14 protein-coding genes are annotated in these 14,433 nt (G+C 66.9%); 9 read left to right on the top strand and 5 right to left on the bottom strand.

Annotation, left to right across the window (positions count from 1 at the left end; all coding sequences use genetic code 11):
- Positions 1–101: 101 nt before the first annotated feature.
- Positions 102–734, top strand: a complete 633-nt coding sequence (locus tag ASC95_RS23255) for a PEP-CTERM sorting domain-containing protein (RefSeq protein ID WP_057300052.1) — start codon at positions 102–104, stop codon at positions 732–734.
- 71 nt (positions 735–805) lie between these two features.
- On the opposite strand, the gene ASC95_RS23250 is transcribed toward ASC95_RS23255, so the two are convergent.
- Entirely contained in the window at positions 806–1,786 is a 981-nt protein-coding gene (locus ASC95_RS23250) for an aldo/keto reductase (protein ID WP_057300051.1), read from the bottom strand.
- A gap of 260 nt (positions 1,787–2,046) precedes the next feature.
- Between ASC95_RS23250 and ASC95_RS23245 the strand changes: the two genes are divergently transcribed.
- Positions 2,047–2,601, top strand: a complete 555-nt coding sequence (locus ASC95_RS23245) for a hypothetical protein (RefSeq protein ID WP_082568034.1) — start codon at positions 2,047–2,049, stop codon at positions 2,599–2,601.
- 69 nt (positions 2,602–2,670) lie between these two features.
- Positions 2,671–4,029 (top strand): sorbosone dehydrogenase family protein, encoded by a 1,359-nt coding sequence (locus tag ASC95_RS23240; protein WP_057300050.1) that lies wholly within the window; start codon positions 2,671–2,673, stop codon positions 4,027–4,029.
- 42 nt (positions 4,030–4,071) lie between these two features.
- Here ASC95_RS23240 and ASC95_RS23235 read toward each other — a convergent pair whose 3' ends face one another.
- The 3 genes from ASC95_RS23235 to ASC95_RS23225 all read right to left on the bottom strand — a co-directional run bounded on the left by ASC95_RS23235 (position 4,072) and on the right by ASC95_RS23225 (position 6,935).
- Positions 4,072–5,739 (bottom strand): PhoH family protein, encoded by a 1,668-nt coding sequence (locus tag ASC95_RS23235; protein ID WP_057300049.1) that lies wholly within the window; start codon positions 5,737–5,739, stop codon positions 4,072–4,074.
- Positions 5,740–5,935: 196 nt separating this feature from the next.
- Entirely contained in the window at positions 5,936–6,415 is a 480-nt protein-coding gene (locus ASC95_RS23230; RefSeq protein ID WP_056195593.1) for a peroxiredoxin, read from the bottom strand.
- 145 nt (positions 6,416–6,560) lie between these two features.
- On the bottom strand, positions 6,561–6,935 hold the full coding sequence (locus ASC95_RS23225; protein ID WP_056195596.1) for an Mth938-like domain-containing protein: 375 nt from the start codon (positions 6,933–6,935) through the stop codon (positions 6,561–6,563).
- Positions 6,936–7,066: 131 nt separating this feature from the next.
- Here ASC95_RS23225 and ASC95_RS23220 point away from each other — a divergent pair, with 131 nt between their 5' ends.
- The 6 genes from ASC95_RS23220 to speD are packed head-to-tail and all read left to right on the top strand — an operon-like array spanning position 7,067 to position 12,879.
- Positions 7,067–8,293, top strand: coding sequence for a pyridoxal phosphate-dependent aminotransferase (locus ASC95_RS23220; protein ID WP_057300048.1), 1,227 nt, complete (start codon positions 7,067–7,069; stop codon positions 8,291–8,293).
- Positions 8,294–8,316: 23 nt separating this feature from the next.
- Positions 8,317–9,636, top strand: coding sequence for a homoserine dehydrogenase (locus ASC95_RS23215; RefSeq protein ID WP_057300047.1), 1,320 nt, complete (start codon positions 8,317–8,319; stop codon positions 9,634–9,636).
- A gap of 13 nt (positions 9,637–9,649) precedes the next feature.
- Entirely contained in the window at positions 9,650–11,041 is a 1,392-nt protein-coding gene (gene thrC / locus ASC95_RS23210; protein ID WP_057300046.1) for a threonine synthase, read from the top strand.
- Positions 11,034–12,242 carry a gephyrin-like molybdotransferase Glp gene (gene glp / locus ASC95_RS23205; RefSeq protein WP_057300045.1) on the top strand — a complete coding sequence of 403 codons (1,209 nt, stop codon included), beginning with the start codon at positions 11,034–11,036 and terminating at the stop codon, positions 12,240–12,242. Before thrC ends, glp begins: the two co-directional genes overlap by 8 nt.
- On the top strand, positions 12,239–12,496 hold the full coding sequence (locus ASC95_RS23200) for a MoaD/ThiS family protein (RefSeq protein WP_369820635.1): 258 nt from the start codon (positions 12,239–12,241) through the stop codon (positions 12,494–12,496). Before glp ends, ASC95_RS23200 begins: the two co-directional genes overlap by 4 nt.
- Positions 12,493–12,879, top strand: a complete 387-nt coding sequence (gene speD, locus ASC95_RS23195; protein ID WP_057300044.1) for an adenosylmethionine decarboxylase — start codon at positions 12,493–12,495, stop codon at positions 12,877–12,879. Before ASC95_RS23200 ends, speD begins: the two co-directional genes overlap by 4 nt.
- Here speD and ASC95_RS23190 read toward each other — a convergent pair.
- Positions 12,837–14,411, bottom strand: coding sequence for an FAD-dependent oxidoreductase (locus ASC95_RS23190; RefSeq protein WP_057300043.1), 1,575 nt, complete (start codon positions 14,409–14,411; stop codon positions 12,837–12,839). The two genes, speD and ASC95_RS23190, sit on opposite strands and share 43 nt — an antisense overlap.
- Between the last annotated feature and the right edge of the window lie 22 nt (positions 14,412–14,433).

The following is a 14,433-nucleotide window of genomic DNA, read 5'->3' as shown; positions in this document are numbered from 1 at the left end:
GGTGTTGGCATGGTTGATGCGCTAGGGATTGCGCGGTGCTCAAAAGCGTGTCGTTGCGCAGAAGGCGGCTGCGAAACATGGCCCACATTGGAGACAAACAGATGATCAAGAAACTTCTTGCCACAGCGGCTTTCGCCAGCCTGGCGCCGCTCGCGGCACATGCCAGCTTGACGATGTTGACGGCAGCTGACGGTTGGCCGCCTGCGGGGAGCACGGGCCTGGAGACCGTGCAGTTCGCCGCAGTGGCTGCGAGTGGCGTCAAGGTCGCCATCGGCGCCCATGCGTACAAGAACAGCGCCTTCCTGCCCAATGACGGCGTGCGTAACTTCCAGGCGCAAGGTGGCGTCTACCTGCCGGACGGCAAGAACTACGCGAACTGGAGTTTCGACTTCGCCTACGACATCCGTGGCTGCCAGGGCTGCAAGATCTGGCTGGGCATCGACACCGACAGCAGTGCCGCCGTCAACTACACCGACATTGATCTGCTGACGGCGGGCCTGCCGACGTTCCTGGGCGAATCGTGGAATCTGGAGATGTCCTTCCTGACGACACCGGGCTTCAACTTCAACCCGTATGCGGCCAGCTCGACGGACTTCCGCCTCTTCGTCACCGATGCGGCCGGTGCCACCCTCGCGACCACCGACGTCACCGTCAATGTGCCGGAGCCGGCCTCGATGGCCCTGGTGGGCATCGCACTGGCAGGCTTGGCGGCAGGTCGCCGTCGCCGTACCTGAGCCGTCGGGGGGGCATAGAACGAAGCGGCCCACGGGCCGCTTTTTTCATGCTGCACGAAAGGCGTAAGGGTTCACCAGAGGCTGTGCACCTGCGGAGCAATGCGGCGCAGGTAGACGTCCGCCAGCGCCTGCATCAGCGGCGCGGGCAGGGCGGCCAGGTCGGCGGCGCTGACGTTCTCGTCCACCTGTTCGGGCGTGCGGCCGCCGGGAATGGCAGCCGTGACAGCCTCGTTCATCAAGATCCAGCGCAGTGCCAGCCTGGCCATGCTCGCTCCCGGGGGCAGCAGGGCCCGCAACTCCTCGACGGCGGCGAGGCCCTGCTCGAAGTCGACGCCCGAGAAGGTCTCGCCCTTGTCGAAGGCCTCTCCCTGGCGGTTGAAGCCGCGGTGGTCGTCGGCGCCAAAGCGGCTCTCGCGGGTGAACTTGCCGCTCAGCATGCCGCTGGACAGTGGCAGCCGGGCCAGCACGCCAACCTGCGCCGCCTGGGCCGCCGGCAGAAAGACCTCGGCTGGCCGCTGGCGAAACAGGTTGTAGATGATCTGCACCGACTGAACTCCAGGGAACTTGAGCGCCGCGATGGCTTCGTCGATGCGCTCGACGCTGACGCCGTAGTGGCGCAGCTTGCCCTCGCGCACCAGGTCGTCAAGCGCAGCGAAGACCTCGGGCATGGCGTAGACGGCGCTGGGAGGGCAGTGCAGTTGCAGCAGGTCCAGGCTGTCGGTCTCGAGATTCTTCAGGCTGCGCTCGATGAATGGGCGCAAGTCGCGGTAGCCGTCGGCGATGTGCGGGTTCAGGCGCCGACCGGCCTTGGTGGCGACATGGAAGGCGTCGCCGGGCCGCTCGCGCTTCAGGCGTGCGAGCAGGCGTTCGCTGTGGCCGTCGCCGTAGACGTCGGCGGTGTCGAAGAAGTTCACGCCGCGGTCCAGCGCCCGGTGCAGGGCTGCCATCGCAGCGGCGTCGTCCGTATCTCCCCAGGTGCCGCCGATGGCCCAGGCGCCAAAGCCGATGGCAGAGATGTTCCAGCCGGTGCGGCCGAGGGAGCGGTAGATCATGGAGATGCCAGAGAGTGGAAACAAAATGGTATCGCAACCATGCGACGCCGTGCCGCCGGATGAGGGGCGAGTTGTCTCGCTGTCGCCGGGCATGTTGCTTGCCGTGGAGCAAAAATTGGTTGTGCCAAGAATGACCTCGCCTACGACAGGAACACCGCTTCTGCCAACCACCCCAGTGACGAGTTGAGCATGCCCGAGACCGTGATCGACGTTCAAAAGCGACCATTCGTGGCGCGGTCTTGAGGCGAGGGCTGAGGGCCGTGGACGACACCGCATCGCTGCTGCAGGGCCTCCTCGCCTTCGTGTGGGCGCCCATGCTGGTGGCTGCGGGCGTGCTGGACTGGGCGCTGCACCGCGCACAGCGCATCGAGTTCACGGCCGGCATTGCCGAGTCGGCGCTGCACCTGGCCATGCTGGTGCTGGTGGGCAGCGCCATTCTGGCGGCGCTGCTGCTGGAGCCGACGGCCGGGTTGCTGGCGGGCTTGATCGCCGTCGTGCTGCTGCACGATTTGAGCTACCTGGCCGACCTGCGTGTGGCCTTGGCGAAGCGGCGCATTCCCGTCCTGGAGCAATGGGTGCACGGCTTCCAGCACTTGCTGCCGTGGGCTGGGTTGTCCTGCCTGCTGGCGCTGGCTCCCGGCCAGACGCTGGCGCTGCTGCAGCAGCCCGGCTACACGGCAGACTGGGCTTTGCGCTTCAAGGCACAGCCGCCCTGGACATACACGGCCGTCATGTTCGTCGTTTCTATGCTGCTCAATGTGCTGCCCTTCTGCGAGGAAGCATGGCGCAGCGTCCGGGCGGCGCAGCGCCATTGAGGCTCCCGCGTTCCCGGGTCATGGGCATGCGCATTGCCGTCGGTGTCGATCGCCCTCATTGAAGCCGCTATGAATCACACTCGCCGCTCTCTCCCGGAACTTCTGGCCTCGCTGGGTCTGCTGGTCCTTGCCTTCGGCACATCATCGGTTCGCGCGGACGAGAGCAAGTTGCCCGCCAACGCCGACGTCGGACCGAACCCCACCTTGGTGAAGCCGGTGAAGTCCGCAATTCCTACGGTCAACGTTGCACCCGCCGAGCCCTGGAGCGACCAACAGGCCCCGACAGCGGCGGCCGGCCTGCAAGTCGCCGCGTTCGCTGGCGGGCTCGATCACCCGCGCTGGCTCCATGTCCTGCCCAATGGCGATGTCCTCGTGGCGGAGACCAATGGGCCGGAGCGCCCCGACGATGCCAAGGGCATCAAGGGCGCCGCGATGAAGCTGTTCCAGAAGCGCGCCGGTGCAGGGCCGAAAAGCGCCAACCGGATTTCACTGCTGCGCGACACGGACGGAGACGGCACCGCCGACCAGCGAGCCGTTTTCCTGTCTGGCTTGAACTCGCCGTTCGGCATGGCTCTGGTCGGCGACCAGTTCTACGTCGCGAACACCGATGCCGTCCTGGTGTATCCCTACAAGCAAGGCCAGACGCAGCTTAATGCTGCCGAGGGCAAGAAACTGACAGACCTGCCCGCGGGCACCATCAACCACCACTGGACCAAGTCGTTGATTGCCAGCCCGGATGGCAGCAAGCTCTACGCGACGGTGGGCTCCAACAGCAACGTGGCCGAGAACGGCATCGAAGCCGAGGAAGGGCGCGCCGCGATCTGGGAGATCGAACGCGCCACCGGGAACAAGCGCTTGTACGCGACCGGGTTGCGCAACCCCAATGGCATGGCCTGGATGAAGACCGGCAGCGCCCAGGTCTTGTGGACCGTGGCCAACGAACGCGATGAACTCGGCAGCGACCTGGTCCCCGACTACCTGACTTCGGTACGGGACGGGGCTTTCTACGGCTGGCCCTACAGCTACTACGGCCCACATCTGGATGATCGGGTCAAGCCGCAGCGGCCCGACCTGGTGGCCAAGGCCGTGAAGCCCGATTACGCGCTGGGCTCCCATGTAGCGCCCTTGGGCATGACGGCGGCGGACGGCAAGCTGCCGGGCGTTCTCGCCGCCGGCAAGGGGGAGCAGGGCGTCTTCATCGGCATGCACGGCTCCTGGAACCGCAGGCCGCTGTCGGGCTACAAGGTTGTCTACCTGCCTTTCGCTGACGGCAAGCCCGTCGGCCTGCCCATCGACGTGCTGACGGGTTTCATCGACAAGGAGGGCAAGGCGCGCGGCCGACCAGTCGGTGTCGCGATGGACACACGCGGTGGGCTTCTCGTCGCTGACGACGTTGGCAATGTCGTCTGGCGCGTATCACCGCGTTGAAGCCAGCGCCGAACTGATGGCGAATGGCGCCATCAGTTCGGTTCAAAGCACCTCGGAAGCGAAGTCCGCCAACCGCGAGCGCTCACCGCGGGCCAGCGTCACATGGCCGCTGTGGGCCCAGCCCTTGAAGCGGTCGACCGCAAACGTCAGGCCTGAACTGCCTTCGGTCAGGTAGGGCGTGTCGATCTGCGCCAAATTGCCCAGGCAAACGATCTTGGTGCCCGGGCCGGCGCGCGTGATCAAGGTCTTCATCTGTTTGGGCGTCAGGTTCTGGGCCTCGTCGATGATGACGAACTTGTTCAGGAACGTGCGCCCGCGCATGAAGTTCAGGCTCTTGATCTTGATCTTGCTGCGCACCAGGTCGTTGGTGGCCGCGCGGCCCCATTCGCCGGCGGTGGAGCCGCCCTTGGCCAGCACCTCGAGGTTGTCGTCCAGCGCACCCATCCAGGGGCCCATCTTTTCTTCTTCGGTGCCGGGCAGGAAGCCGATGTCCTCACCGACGGGCACGGTCACGCGGGTGACGATGATCTCGCTGTAACGACGGTCATCGAAGACCTGGGCCAGGGCGGCGGCCAGCGTCATCAGCGTCTTGCCGGTGCCGGCGGTGCCGGTCAGCGTGATGAAGTCGCACTCCGGGTCCATCAGCAGATTCAGCGCGAAGTTCTGCTCGCGGTTGCGCGACGTCACGCCCCAGACGGCGTGCTTCTGGTTGCCGTAGTCCTTCAGCGTGCGCAGAACGGCCGTCTTGCCGGTGATCTCGGTGACCTTTGCGTACAACGGGGTCTCGCCGGGGGCTTCCAGGTAGACCAGCTCGTTGATCAGCAGCGTGGGCACGAGCGGGCCGCTGATGCGGTAGTAGGTCGTGCCGCCCTGCTGCCAGCTCTCCATGGTCTTGCCATGGCGGTCCCAGAAGTCCGAGGGCAGGGCCTGGACGCCGGTGTAGAGCAGGTCGGAGTCTTCCAGCGTCTTGTCGTTGCGGTAGTCCTCCGCCGGCAGGCCCAGCGCGCGGGCCTTGATGCGCATGTTGATGTCCTTGGACACCAGCACGACTTCACGGCCGGGGTGCAGGCCCTTCAGCGCCTGGACAACCCCCAGGATCTGGTTGTCGGCCTTGCCTTGGGGCAACCCGGGCGGCAGCGGCGCGTCGATCAGCTCGGTCTGGAAGAAGAGCTTGCCCTCGGCTTCGCGGTGGCCTGTGCCGGCCAGCGGCAGGCCCTTGGCCATTTCCTCGATGCCGCTGGTCTTCAGGCTGGCGGCGAGCTGGTCCAGTTCGCGGCTGACCTGGCGCACGTTGCGGGCGACCTCGGTCATGCCCTTCTTGTGGCCGTCCAGCTCCTCGAGCGTGATCATGGGCAGGAAGACGTCGTGCTCCTCGAAGCGGAACAGCGACATCGGGTCATGCATCAGCACGTTCGTATCGAGCACGAAGAGCTTGGCGGCGCCGGTGGGTTTGCGCGTGCGTTTGGGCGCGGCGGCTTTGGCGGGCGCCTTGCTGGCCGTTTTGGTGGGCAGGCTTGGCCTGGCGGCAGCGGGGCTGGAAGTGGGGGTGGGAAGCCGCAGCACTTCGGCTGTCGGCACCGCGACCGGAGCGGCGGCGGGCGCGACGACGATGGGAGGCGTCGCGCGAGGTTTGCTGGGGGTCAGAGTGGCCGAGTAAGCAGAGGCATCGAGGCGGCTGGCGCGTTGTGCAGGAGGCTTAGGCAGTGGCATTTACGGCGGATGGGCGACAAGTGAACCCCACGCGATCCAGGCTTCAGAAAGCAAAAAGCCGCACAGGATGAGTGCGGCTTTGTAGTCTGAGACAAGGATTCGACCCGGGGCATGAGCTGATTATGCACATACCGCGGGGGCCCGCGATGTCAGCAAACAACGCGTTTTTAGCGCGTCATGTGGCGCCTTATAGGGCTCAGGCGGCTTCCTTCTTCAAGCCCTTCACGGCCTTCAGCACTTCGTCGACATGGCCGGCAACCTTGATGCCGCGCCATTCACCCACCAGGATGCCGTTCGGGGCGATGAGGAAGGTCGAGCGTTCGATGCCCTTGACCTTCTTGCCGTACATGATCTTGTTCTTGACCACGCCGAACATGTGGCAGAGCTTTTCTTCCGTGTCGGCGATCAGCTCGAAGGGCAGCTCCAGCGCCTGCTTGAACTTCTCGTGCGAGGCCATGTTGTCGCGCGAAACACCAAGCACCACCGCGCCGGCCTTCACGAAGTCCTTGTGGCGGTCGCGGAATTGCATCGCCTCGGTGGTACAACCGGGCGTGTTGTCCTTCGGGTAGAAATACAGCACGACCGACTTGCCCAGGAAGGCATTGGCAGTGAACTTCACGCCGCCGGTGGCTTGAGCCTCAATTTCCGGCAGGGGTTTGTTGAGCGCAGGCGTCATTGGGGAGTGCAGCAGAAGCGTTGTGCTCACGGGGTCCCCGGTTCGTGATTGCTCTGTGAAGCCTTTCACAAAAACAATCTACGCGGGCGCCCGCAAGCAATAGCCCGTGATTATAAAGCCTCCCCGGTCTCCCTACCGGCGGAGGTCATCCCTCAATGAGCAATGCTGCCAGAACGTTGCGGCCTTCACTGGCAAGCACGTTGTAAGTGCGGCAAGCGGCTGCGTTGTCCATGACTTCGAAGCCGATGCGCGCTTCAACCAGCCCGCGCCACAGGGCCGGGCTCGGGAAACGCAACCGGGCGCCGCTGCCGAAGACGACCAGTTCGGGGTTCAAGGCCTTGATTGCTTCGAAATGTGCAGGTTGAAGTTCCTCGAAGCGCGAAGGCGCCCAGGCCGCCACGTCGCCTTTCCAGGGGACCAGGACACTGGCCGTGTGCGGCCGACCGTTGACCCAGACCCCTTGGGCGTCATGGCGGGAAATGCTGTTGCCGCCTTGCGGCTCGTCAAGCTGGAACTTCATCGGGAAAGGTGCGAAAAGCCGGGCGCGAGTGTCGCGCAGAACGGCAGGCCGCATGCCCGGGCCTTGCTTAAACTCCAAGATCCCCTTTTCACCCCTTCTTGCACTGCAGCATTGCTGCGCCGGAGCCCGTTTTGAAGCCCATCGCCAAGTCCAGCAAGCTCGCCAGCGTCAGCTATGACATCCGCGGCCCCGTGCTGGACAAGGCGCGCCAGATGGAGGAAGAGGGCCAGAAGATCATCAAACTGAACATCGGCAACACGGCGGTGTTCGGCCTGACGCCGCCGGACGAGATCGTGCAGGACATGATCCGCAATCTCGGCGACGCCGGGGGCTACACCGACAGCAAGGGCCTGTTCGCGCCGCGCAAGGCGGTGGTGCACTACACGCAGCAGCAGGGCGTCAAGGGCGTGACGGTGGACGACGTCTACCTGGGCAACGGCGCCTCCGAGCTGATCCAGATGGCGATCAACGCCCTGGTCAACGATGGCGACGAGATCCTGATCCCGGCGCCCGACTTTCCGCTCTACACCGCCGTCGTCGGCTTGTCGGGCGGCAGGCCCGTGCATTACCGCTGCGACGAGGGCGCCGGCTGGCTGCCCGACCTGGCCGACATCGAGGCCAAGATCAGCCCGCGCACCCGCGGCATCATGGTCTGCAACCCGAACAACCCGACCGGCGCGCTGTATCCGGACGACCTGCTGCGGGGCATCATCGAACTGGCCCGCAAGCACCAGCTTGTCATCTTTGCTGACGAGATCTACGACAAGACGCTGTACGACGGCAACACACACACCAGCATGGCGTCCCTGGCCGACGACGTGCTGTTCATCACCTTCAACGGCCTGTCCAAGAATTACCGCGCCTGCGGCTACCGCGCCGGCTGGATGATCGTCAGCGGCGAGAAGCGCCACGCCCGCGACTACATCGAGGGCCTGAACATGCTGGCCTCGCTGCGCCTGTGCTCCAACACGCCGGGTCAATTGGCGATCCAGACGGCGCTGGGCGGTTACCAGAGCATCAAGGACCTGGTCGCGCCGACCGGGCGCCTGTGCCACCAGCGTGACCTGGCCTATGAGCTGCTGACCCAGATCCCGGGCGTCAGCGTCGTCAAGCCCAAGGCGGCGCTTTACATGTTCCCGCGCCTGGATCCCAAGTTTTACCCGATCGCCGACGACCAGCAGTTCGCCTACGAGCTGCTCGCCGAGGAGAAGGTGCTGATCGTCCAGGGCACGGGCTTTAACTGGCCCGAGCATGACCACTTCCGCCTCGTCTTTTTGCCCAATGTGGATGATCTGCGTGAGGCCATTGGCCGCATCGACCGTTTCCTGGCCGGCTACCGCCGCCGCCACACTTCCTGATTTCCTGTCCTGAGAGCCCTGCGATGAAAGCGATTCAAGTTGGCCTGATCGGCCTTGGCACCGTCGGTGCCGGTACCTTCCACGTCTTGCAGCGCAACCAGGCCGAGATTCGTGGCCGCGCCGGCCGGGGCATCGAGATTGCGATGGTGTCCGCCCGCAACGCCGAGCGCGCCAAGGCCTATCAGGCTATCGTCGGTGACGGCGTGCCCTGCGTCGGTGACGCGCAGCAGCTCGTCAACAACCCCGATATCGACATCGTCGTCGAGCTGATCGGCGGTATCGAGCCGGCGCGCTCGCTGGTGCTGCAGGCGATTGCCAACGGCAAGCATGTCGTCACCGCCAACAAAGCTCTGCTGGCCCTGCATGGCACCGAGATCTTCGAAGCGGCGCGCGAGAAGGGCGTTGTCGTTGCGTTCGAAGCGGCCGTGGCCGGCGGCATCCCCATCATCAAGGCGCTGCGCGAGGGCCTGACGGCCAACCGCATCGAGTGGATCGCCGGCATCATCAACGGCACCACGAACTTCATCCTGTCGGAGATGCGCGGCAAGGGCCTGGACTTCGCCACCGTGCTGAAGGAGGCGCAACGCCTGGGCTATGCCGAGAGCGACCCGACCTTCGACATCGAGGGCGTGGATGCCGCCCACAAGCTGACGCTGATGAGCGCCATCGCCTTTGGCGTGCCGGTGCAGTTCGACAGGGCCCACGTCGAGGGCATCAGCAGCCTGCAGGCCACCGACATCAAGTATGCCGAGCAGCTCGGCTACCGCATCAAGCTGCTGGGCATCACGCGCCGCCGCCAGGAAGGCATCGAGCTGCGCGTGCATCCGACGCTGATCCCGTCCAGCCGCCTGATCGCCAATGTCGAAGGCGCGATGAACGCCGTCGTCGTGCAGGCCGATGCCGTCGGCACGACGCTGTACTACGGCAAGGGTGCCGGCGCCGAGCCGACCGCCTCGGCCGTCGTGGCCGACCTGGTGGACGTGACCCGCCTGCACACCGCCGACCCCGACCACCGCGTGCCCCACCTGGCCTTCCAACCCGACGCGATGAGCGACACGCCCATCCTCGAGATGGCCGACGTGCACACGGCCTTCTACCTGCGCCTGGTCGTCGCCGATCAACCCGGCGTGCTGTCGCGCATCACCACCATCCTGGCCGAGCACGACATCTCCATCGACGCCGTGTTGCAGCGCGAGTCCGGCGAAGGCGAGCGCCAGACCGACCTCATCATCCTGACGCACGATACCGTCGAGGGCCGCATGAACGAGGCGCTGGCCAAGATGCAGGGCTTGCCGACCGTCCTCGCCCCGATCGTTCGCATCCGCAAGGAAGAGCTCGCCTGAGCCGGACACTGACATGAAGTACATCTCCACCCGCGGCGACCAGACCGAGCGCGGCTTCTCCGACATCCTGCTCGAAGGCCTGGCGCCCGACGGCGGCCTCTACCTGCCCAAGGCCTATCCCAAGGTCGACGCAGCCACGCTCGCGCGCTGGCGCGGCCTGGCCTATGCCGACCTGGCCTTCGAGATCCTGTCCCTCTACATCGACGACATCCCGGCCGACGACCTGCACGCCATCACGCGCCGCGTCTACACGGCCGAGGTCTTCGGCACCGAGGCCATCACACCGCTGACCTGGCTGGGCGACCACATCGCGCTGCAAGGCCTGTCCAACGGCCCGACGCTGGCCTTCAAGGACATGGCCATGCAGCTCCTCGGCGCGCTGTTCGAGTACGAGCTCGGCCGCCGCGGCGAGACGCTGAACATCCTGGGCGCGACCTCGGGCGACACCGGCAGCGCCGCCGAGTACGCGATGCGGGGCAAAAAGGGTGTCAAGGTCTTCATGCTCAGCCCCAATGGCCGCATGAGCCCCTTCCAGCAGGCGCAGATGTTCAGCCTGCAAGACGAGAACATCCACAACATCGCCATCGACGGCGTGTTCGACGACTGCCAGGACATCGTCAAGGCCGTGTCCAACGACCTCGCCTTCAAGCGCGAGCACCGCATCGGCACGGTCAACTCCATCAACTGGGCGCGCCTGCTGGCCCAGGTCGTCTACTACTTCGCCGGCTATTTCCAGGCCACGAAGAGCAACGCCGAGAAGATCAGTTTCACGGTGCCAAGCGGCAACTTCGGCAACGTCTGTGCTGGCCACGTGGCGCGCATGATGGGGCTGCCCATCAAGCAGCTGGTCGTCGCGACCAACGAGAACGATGTGCTGGACGAATTCTTCCGCACCGGCGCCTATCGCCCGCGCAGCACGGCCGACACGCACGAGACGTCCAGCCCGTCGATGGACATCTCCAAGGCGAGCAACTTCGAGCGCTTCGTCTTCGACCTGCTCGGCCGCGACGGCGGGCGCGTGAAGCAGCACTTCGGCGCCAGCCAGTTCGAACTGGGCGGCGGTGAGCATGCCGACATCGCCGGCTTCGGCTTTGCTTCCGGCAGCAGCACGCATGCCGACCGCATCGCGACCATCCGCCGCTGCCATGCCGAGCACGGCGTCATCATCGACCCGCACACGGCCGACGGTCTGAAGGTGGCGCTGGAGAAGCGTGATCCCAACGTCACGATGCTGGTGCTGGAGACGGCCCTGCCGGCCAAGTTTGCGGCGACCATCCACGAGGCCCTGGCCATCGAGCCGCCGCGTCCCGCCGGGCTGGAAGGCATCGAAGAACTCCCCAAGCGCGTGAAGGTCATGCCGGCCGATGTGGGCCAGGTGAAGGCCTACATTCACGCCCATGTCTGAAGCTCCGAGGAAGCCGCTGATCCCGTTGGACGAGGCGCTGGCCGCGCTGCTGGCGCAGGTCCAGCCGCTGGCCGGGCGCGAAACGCTGGCGACGAGCGCTGCCGTGGGCCGTGTGCTGGCTGCTGACCTGATCTCGCCGGTGGATGTGCCGCCGGCTGACAACTCGGCCATGGATGGCTACGCCCTGCGCGTAGCCGACGCCGGCCAGCTGCTGCCGGTGACTCAGCGCATTCCCGCCGGCAGCGTGCCCGCACCGCTGCCGCCGGGTGAAGCGGCGCGCATCTTCACGGGCGCCCATGTGCCGCCGGGTGCGGACACCGTCGTCATGCAGGAGTTCACCGAGCTGGTGGGCGACAAGGTCAGCATGACACAGCCCATCACCGCAGGCGCCAATGTGCGCCTGCGTGGCGAGGACGTGCGTGCGGGCGCAGTCCTGCTGCCGGCCGGCACGCGGCTGGACGCGGTCTCCGTCGGCCTGGCTGCCACGGCCGGTGCCGCCGAGCTGACTGTGACCCGTCGCCCACGCGTCGCGCTGTTCTCGACCGGTGATGAACTGGTCATGCCCGGCGAGCCGCTGCCGCCCGGTGCCATCTACAACTCCAACCGCTTCACGCTGCGTGCCTTGCTCGAAAGCCTGGGCTGCGAGGTCATCGACCTCGGCATCGTGCCCGACCGCCTGGATGCAACCCGCGCTGCGCTGCGCGAAGCGGCATCGCAGGCCGACGTCATCCTCACTTCGGGCGGCGTGTCGGTCGGCGAGGAAGACCATCTGCGCCCCGCCGTGCAGGCCGAAGGCCAACTCGACCTCTGGGCCATTGCCATCAAGCCCGGCAAGCCGTTCGCGTATGGCCGTGTGGGCGCGGCCCACTTCATTGGCCTGCCCGGCAACCCGGTGTCCAGCCTGGTGACCTTCCTGGTCCTCGTGCGGCCCTTCCTGCTGAAGCTGCAAGGGGCCGCTCGCCTGACGCCACGCGGCTATCGGCTGGCGGCCGGCTTCGACTGGCCCAAGCCCGACAAGCGCCGCGAGTTCCTGCGTGTGCGCCTGGACGAAGAAGGCGGCCTGGCCATGTTCTCCAACCAGAGCAGCGGCGTGCTGACTTCGGCCTTCTGGGCCGACGGCCTGCTCGACAACCCCGCCGGCCAGGCCTTCAAGGCCGGCGACGCGGTGCGCTTCATCCCGTTCGCGGAGCTGTTGTCTTGAGCATCGCCGTGAAGCTGCGCTTCTTCGCCTCGCTGCGTGAGAAGCTTGGCGAGGGCGAGGCGCTGATCCTGCCGGACGGCAGCAGCGTCGCCGCGGCACGCGAGGCCCTGCGTGCGCGCGGCGGAATCCATGCCGAGGCGTTGGCCAGTGGTCGCGCGGTGCGTGCGGCGCTGAACCAGAAGATGTGCGTCGAGTCCGCTGCGCTGTCGGATGGCGACGAGTTGGCCTTCTTCCCTCCCGTCACCGGCGGATGAACGGCCTGCACCTGACGGCCGACCTGCATGGCGTCGACCCGGCGTTGGCGGTCATGCGCGACGCCGACGCGCTCGCGGCGCTGTGCCGCGATGCCGTGACCCGTGCGGGTCTTACCGGTGTCGCCGAACTCTTCCATCGATTTGCACCCGACGACGAACAGAGCGGCGTCACCGGCGTCGTGCTGCTGGCTGAATCGCATCTTGCCGTCCACACCTGGCCCGAACTGGGCGGCGTGACGCTGGACGTCTATGTCTGCAACTACGGCGCCGACAACAGCGCCAAGGCCGAGGCCTTGCTCGATGCCTTGCTGAAGGCCTTTGCGCCGCGCGAGGCGGCCATTCAGAGGCTGAGCCGCGCGGCCGCTTCGACACCGGCCGTGTAGGCCTCCTCGAACACCGAATACCCCGCGAGGTCGCTGTGCGCGAAGACGACGCGGCCGCGCTGGGCGTTCAGCGCCGCCAACTCGGCCGACCCACGCAAGCCGGGCGTCGGGATGCTCATCGCGTGGCCGAAGCGGCATAGGTCGATACGCTCGAGCTTGGCCGGCAGGTCCGGGTGGGTCTGGGCCAGTTCCTGGGTGACGATCTGGGCCCAGTGCTGCCAGGGCTGCTTCAGCAGCTCGCCACGCTGGCTTTCGGGAAGGGCGACATAGGCCGTCAGCACCGGCGGGCGCGGCGTCGGATCGCGCGACTGGTGGCGCGCGTCGACATAGCCCAGGGCCGCACTGCCGTAGCGCACGTTGTCCCAGGACGGCGGCGCGCCTGGGCGCTGCAGCAGCGGCTCGCGAAGCGCGAGGCTGGCTGTCAGCCAGGGGGCGTGTTGCTGCTTCAGTGAGCGCAGTGCATCGGGCGGTGAGGCCAGCAGCCGCGCCGAGACGAACAGCGGCGTGGCCATGACGACGGCGCGGGCCGTCCAGCGTTCAGGGGCATCGGCCGCCTCGTTCCAGGCCAGCAGCTCGACGCCCTGGCGCTGCTCGGTCATGCGCAGCACTGTGCGGCCGAGGTGGATGCGCTCACGCAGCGGCGCGGCGATGCGGGCGCTGAGCCAGCCGTTGCCTTCCGGCCAGGTCAGCACCGGCTCTCGTTCGCCGGCCTCGTCGCCGGGGGCATGAAAGCCGTGGCGGCTGGCGAAATAGTGCAGGCCGGCCCAGGCCGAGACGGCGTTCGCGCCGGCGCCGAAGTCGTCGCGGCAGCAGTAGTCGAGGTACCAGCGCAGCCGGGCGTCGCTGATGCCGGCCGCGTCCAGCCAGGCGGCGAAGGCCTGCGCGTTGAGCGCAGCGTGGCGGGCTGTCCAGCGCATCCGGTGGCTGGGCATGGCAAAACCGACTTCGCGCTGCGCCTGGGCGACGAGGGCGGAGAAGCGCCGGTACTGCGCCAGCGATGCGGCGCCCTCCGGCGGCGGCAGCAGGCCGTCGTGCCATTCGCCGTCTATGAAGAGGCGCTCTTGGGGGCTGTGGCAGAGGTGGCGCTCGTCCCAAACGGTGCGGCCGAGTTGTTCGCGGGCCAGGCCCAGCTCATGCAGCAGCTCGTTGACTTCGCGCGCCTGGGCGCCGGGCAGCGGCAGGTAATGGGCACCGAGGGGGCAGGGCACGCCGGCCAGCACGTGGCCACGGCTGTTGCCGCCGGCCTGGTCTTCGAGGTCGAGCAGCGCGAAGTCGTCGATGCCGCGCCTGGCCAGGGCCCGCGCACAGGCGAGGCCGGCGACGCCGGCGCCGACGATGAGGACGCCGGTGCGTTTCAGCGGGCCGCCGGCCGCGGGCAGGGCGCCGCGCAGGCGGTGGCCACGCTCGGGGTGGGTGCCAACCCAGCCGCCCTCCAGCGCGGCCCCATCGGCGCTGCAGCCGCTGGCCAGCAGGCTGATCAGCAGCGCGCGTCGGGCGGGGGATGCTGGGAGAAAGGAGGGTGGGCGGCGCAAGGCGCGCAGGTTAGCAGCACGC

Origin of the sequence: Pelomonas sp. Root1217 (genome assembly GCF_001425705.1) — a bacterium.
In the GTDB taxonomy this organism is placed as follows: domain Bacteria; phylum Pseudomonadota; class Gammaproteobacteria; order Burkholderiales; family Burkholderiaceae_C; genus Pelomonas.
This window is presented reverse-complemented; position numbering and strand designations above follow the sequence as displayed.

What these genes read in the sequence shown, in the direction of transcription:
- ASC95_RS23225 (WP_056195596.1), bottom strand. Translation starts at nt 6,935, where the DNA reads ATGAAGTTCCAGCTTGACGAGCCGCAAGGCGGCAACAGCATTTCCCGC.
- ASC95_RS23240 (WP_057300050.1), top strand. Translation starts at nt 2,671, where the DNA reads ATGAATCACACTCGCCGCTCTCTCCCGGAACTTCTGGCCTCGCTGGGT.
- ASC95_RS23215 (WP_057300047.1), top strand. Translation starts at nt 8,317, where the DNA reads ATGAAAGCGATTCAAGTTGGCCTGATCGGCCTTGGCACCGTCGGTGCC.
- glp (WP_057300045.1), top strand. Translation starts at nt 11,034, where the DNA reads ATGTCTGAAGCTCCGAGGAAGCCGCTGATCCCGTTGGACGAGGCGCTG.
- speD (WP_057300044.1), top strand. Translation starts at nt 12,493, where the DNA reads ATGAACGGCCTGCACCTGACGGCCGACCTGCATGGCGTCGACCCGGCG.
- thrC (WP_057300046.1), top strand. Translation starts at nt 9,650, where the DNA reads ATGAAGTACATCTCCACCCGCGGCGACCAGACCGAGCGCGGCTTCTCC.
- ASC95_RS23235 (WP_057300049.1), bottom strand. Translation starts at nt 5,739, where the DNA reads ATGCCACTGCCTAAGCCTCCTGCACAACGCGCCAGCCGCCTCGATGCC.
- ASC95_RS23230 (WP_056195593.1), bottom strand. Translation starts at nt 6,415, where the DNA reads ATGACGCCTGCGCTCAACAAACCCCTGCCGGAAATTGAGGCTCAAGCC.
- ASC95_RS23250 (WP_057300051.1), bottom strand. Translation starts at nt 1,786, where the DNA reads ATGATCTACCGCTCCCTCGGCCGCACCGGCTGGAACATCTCTGCCATC.
- ASC95_RS23255 (WP_057300052.1), top strand. Translation starts at nt 102, where the DNA reads ATGATCAAGAAACTTCTTGCCACAGCGGCTTTCGCCAGCCTGGCGCCG.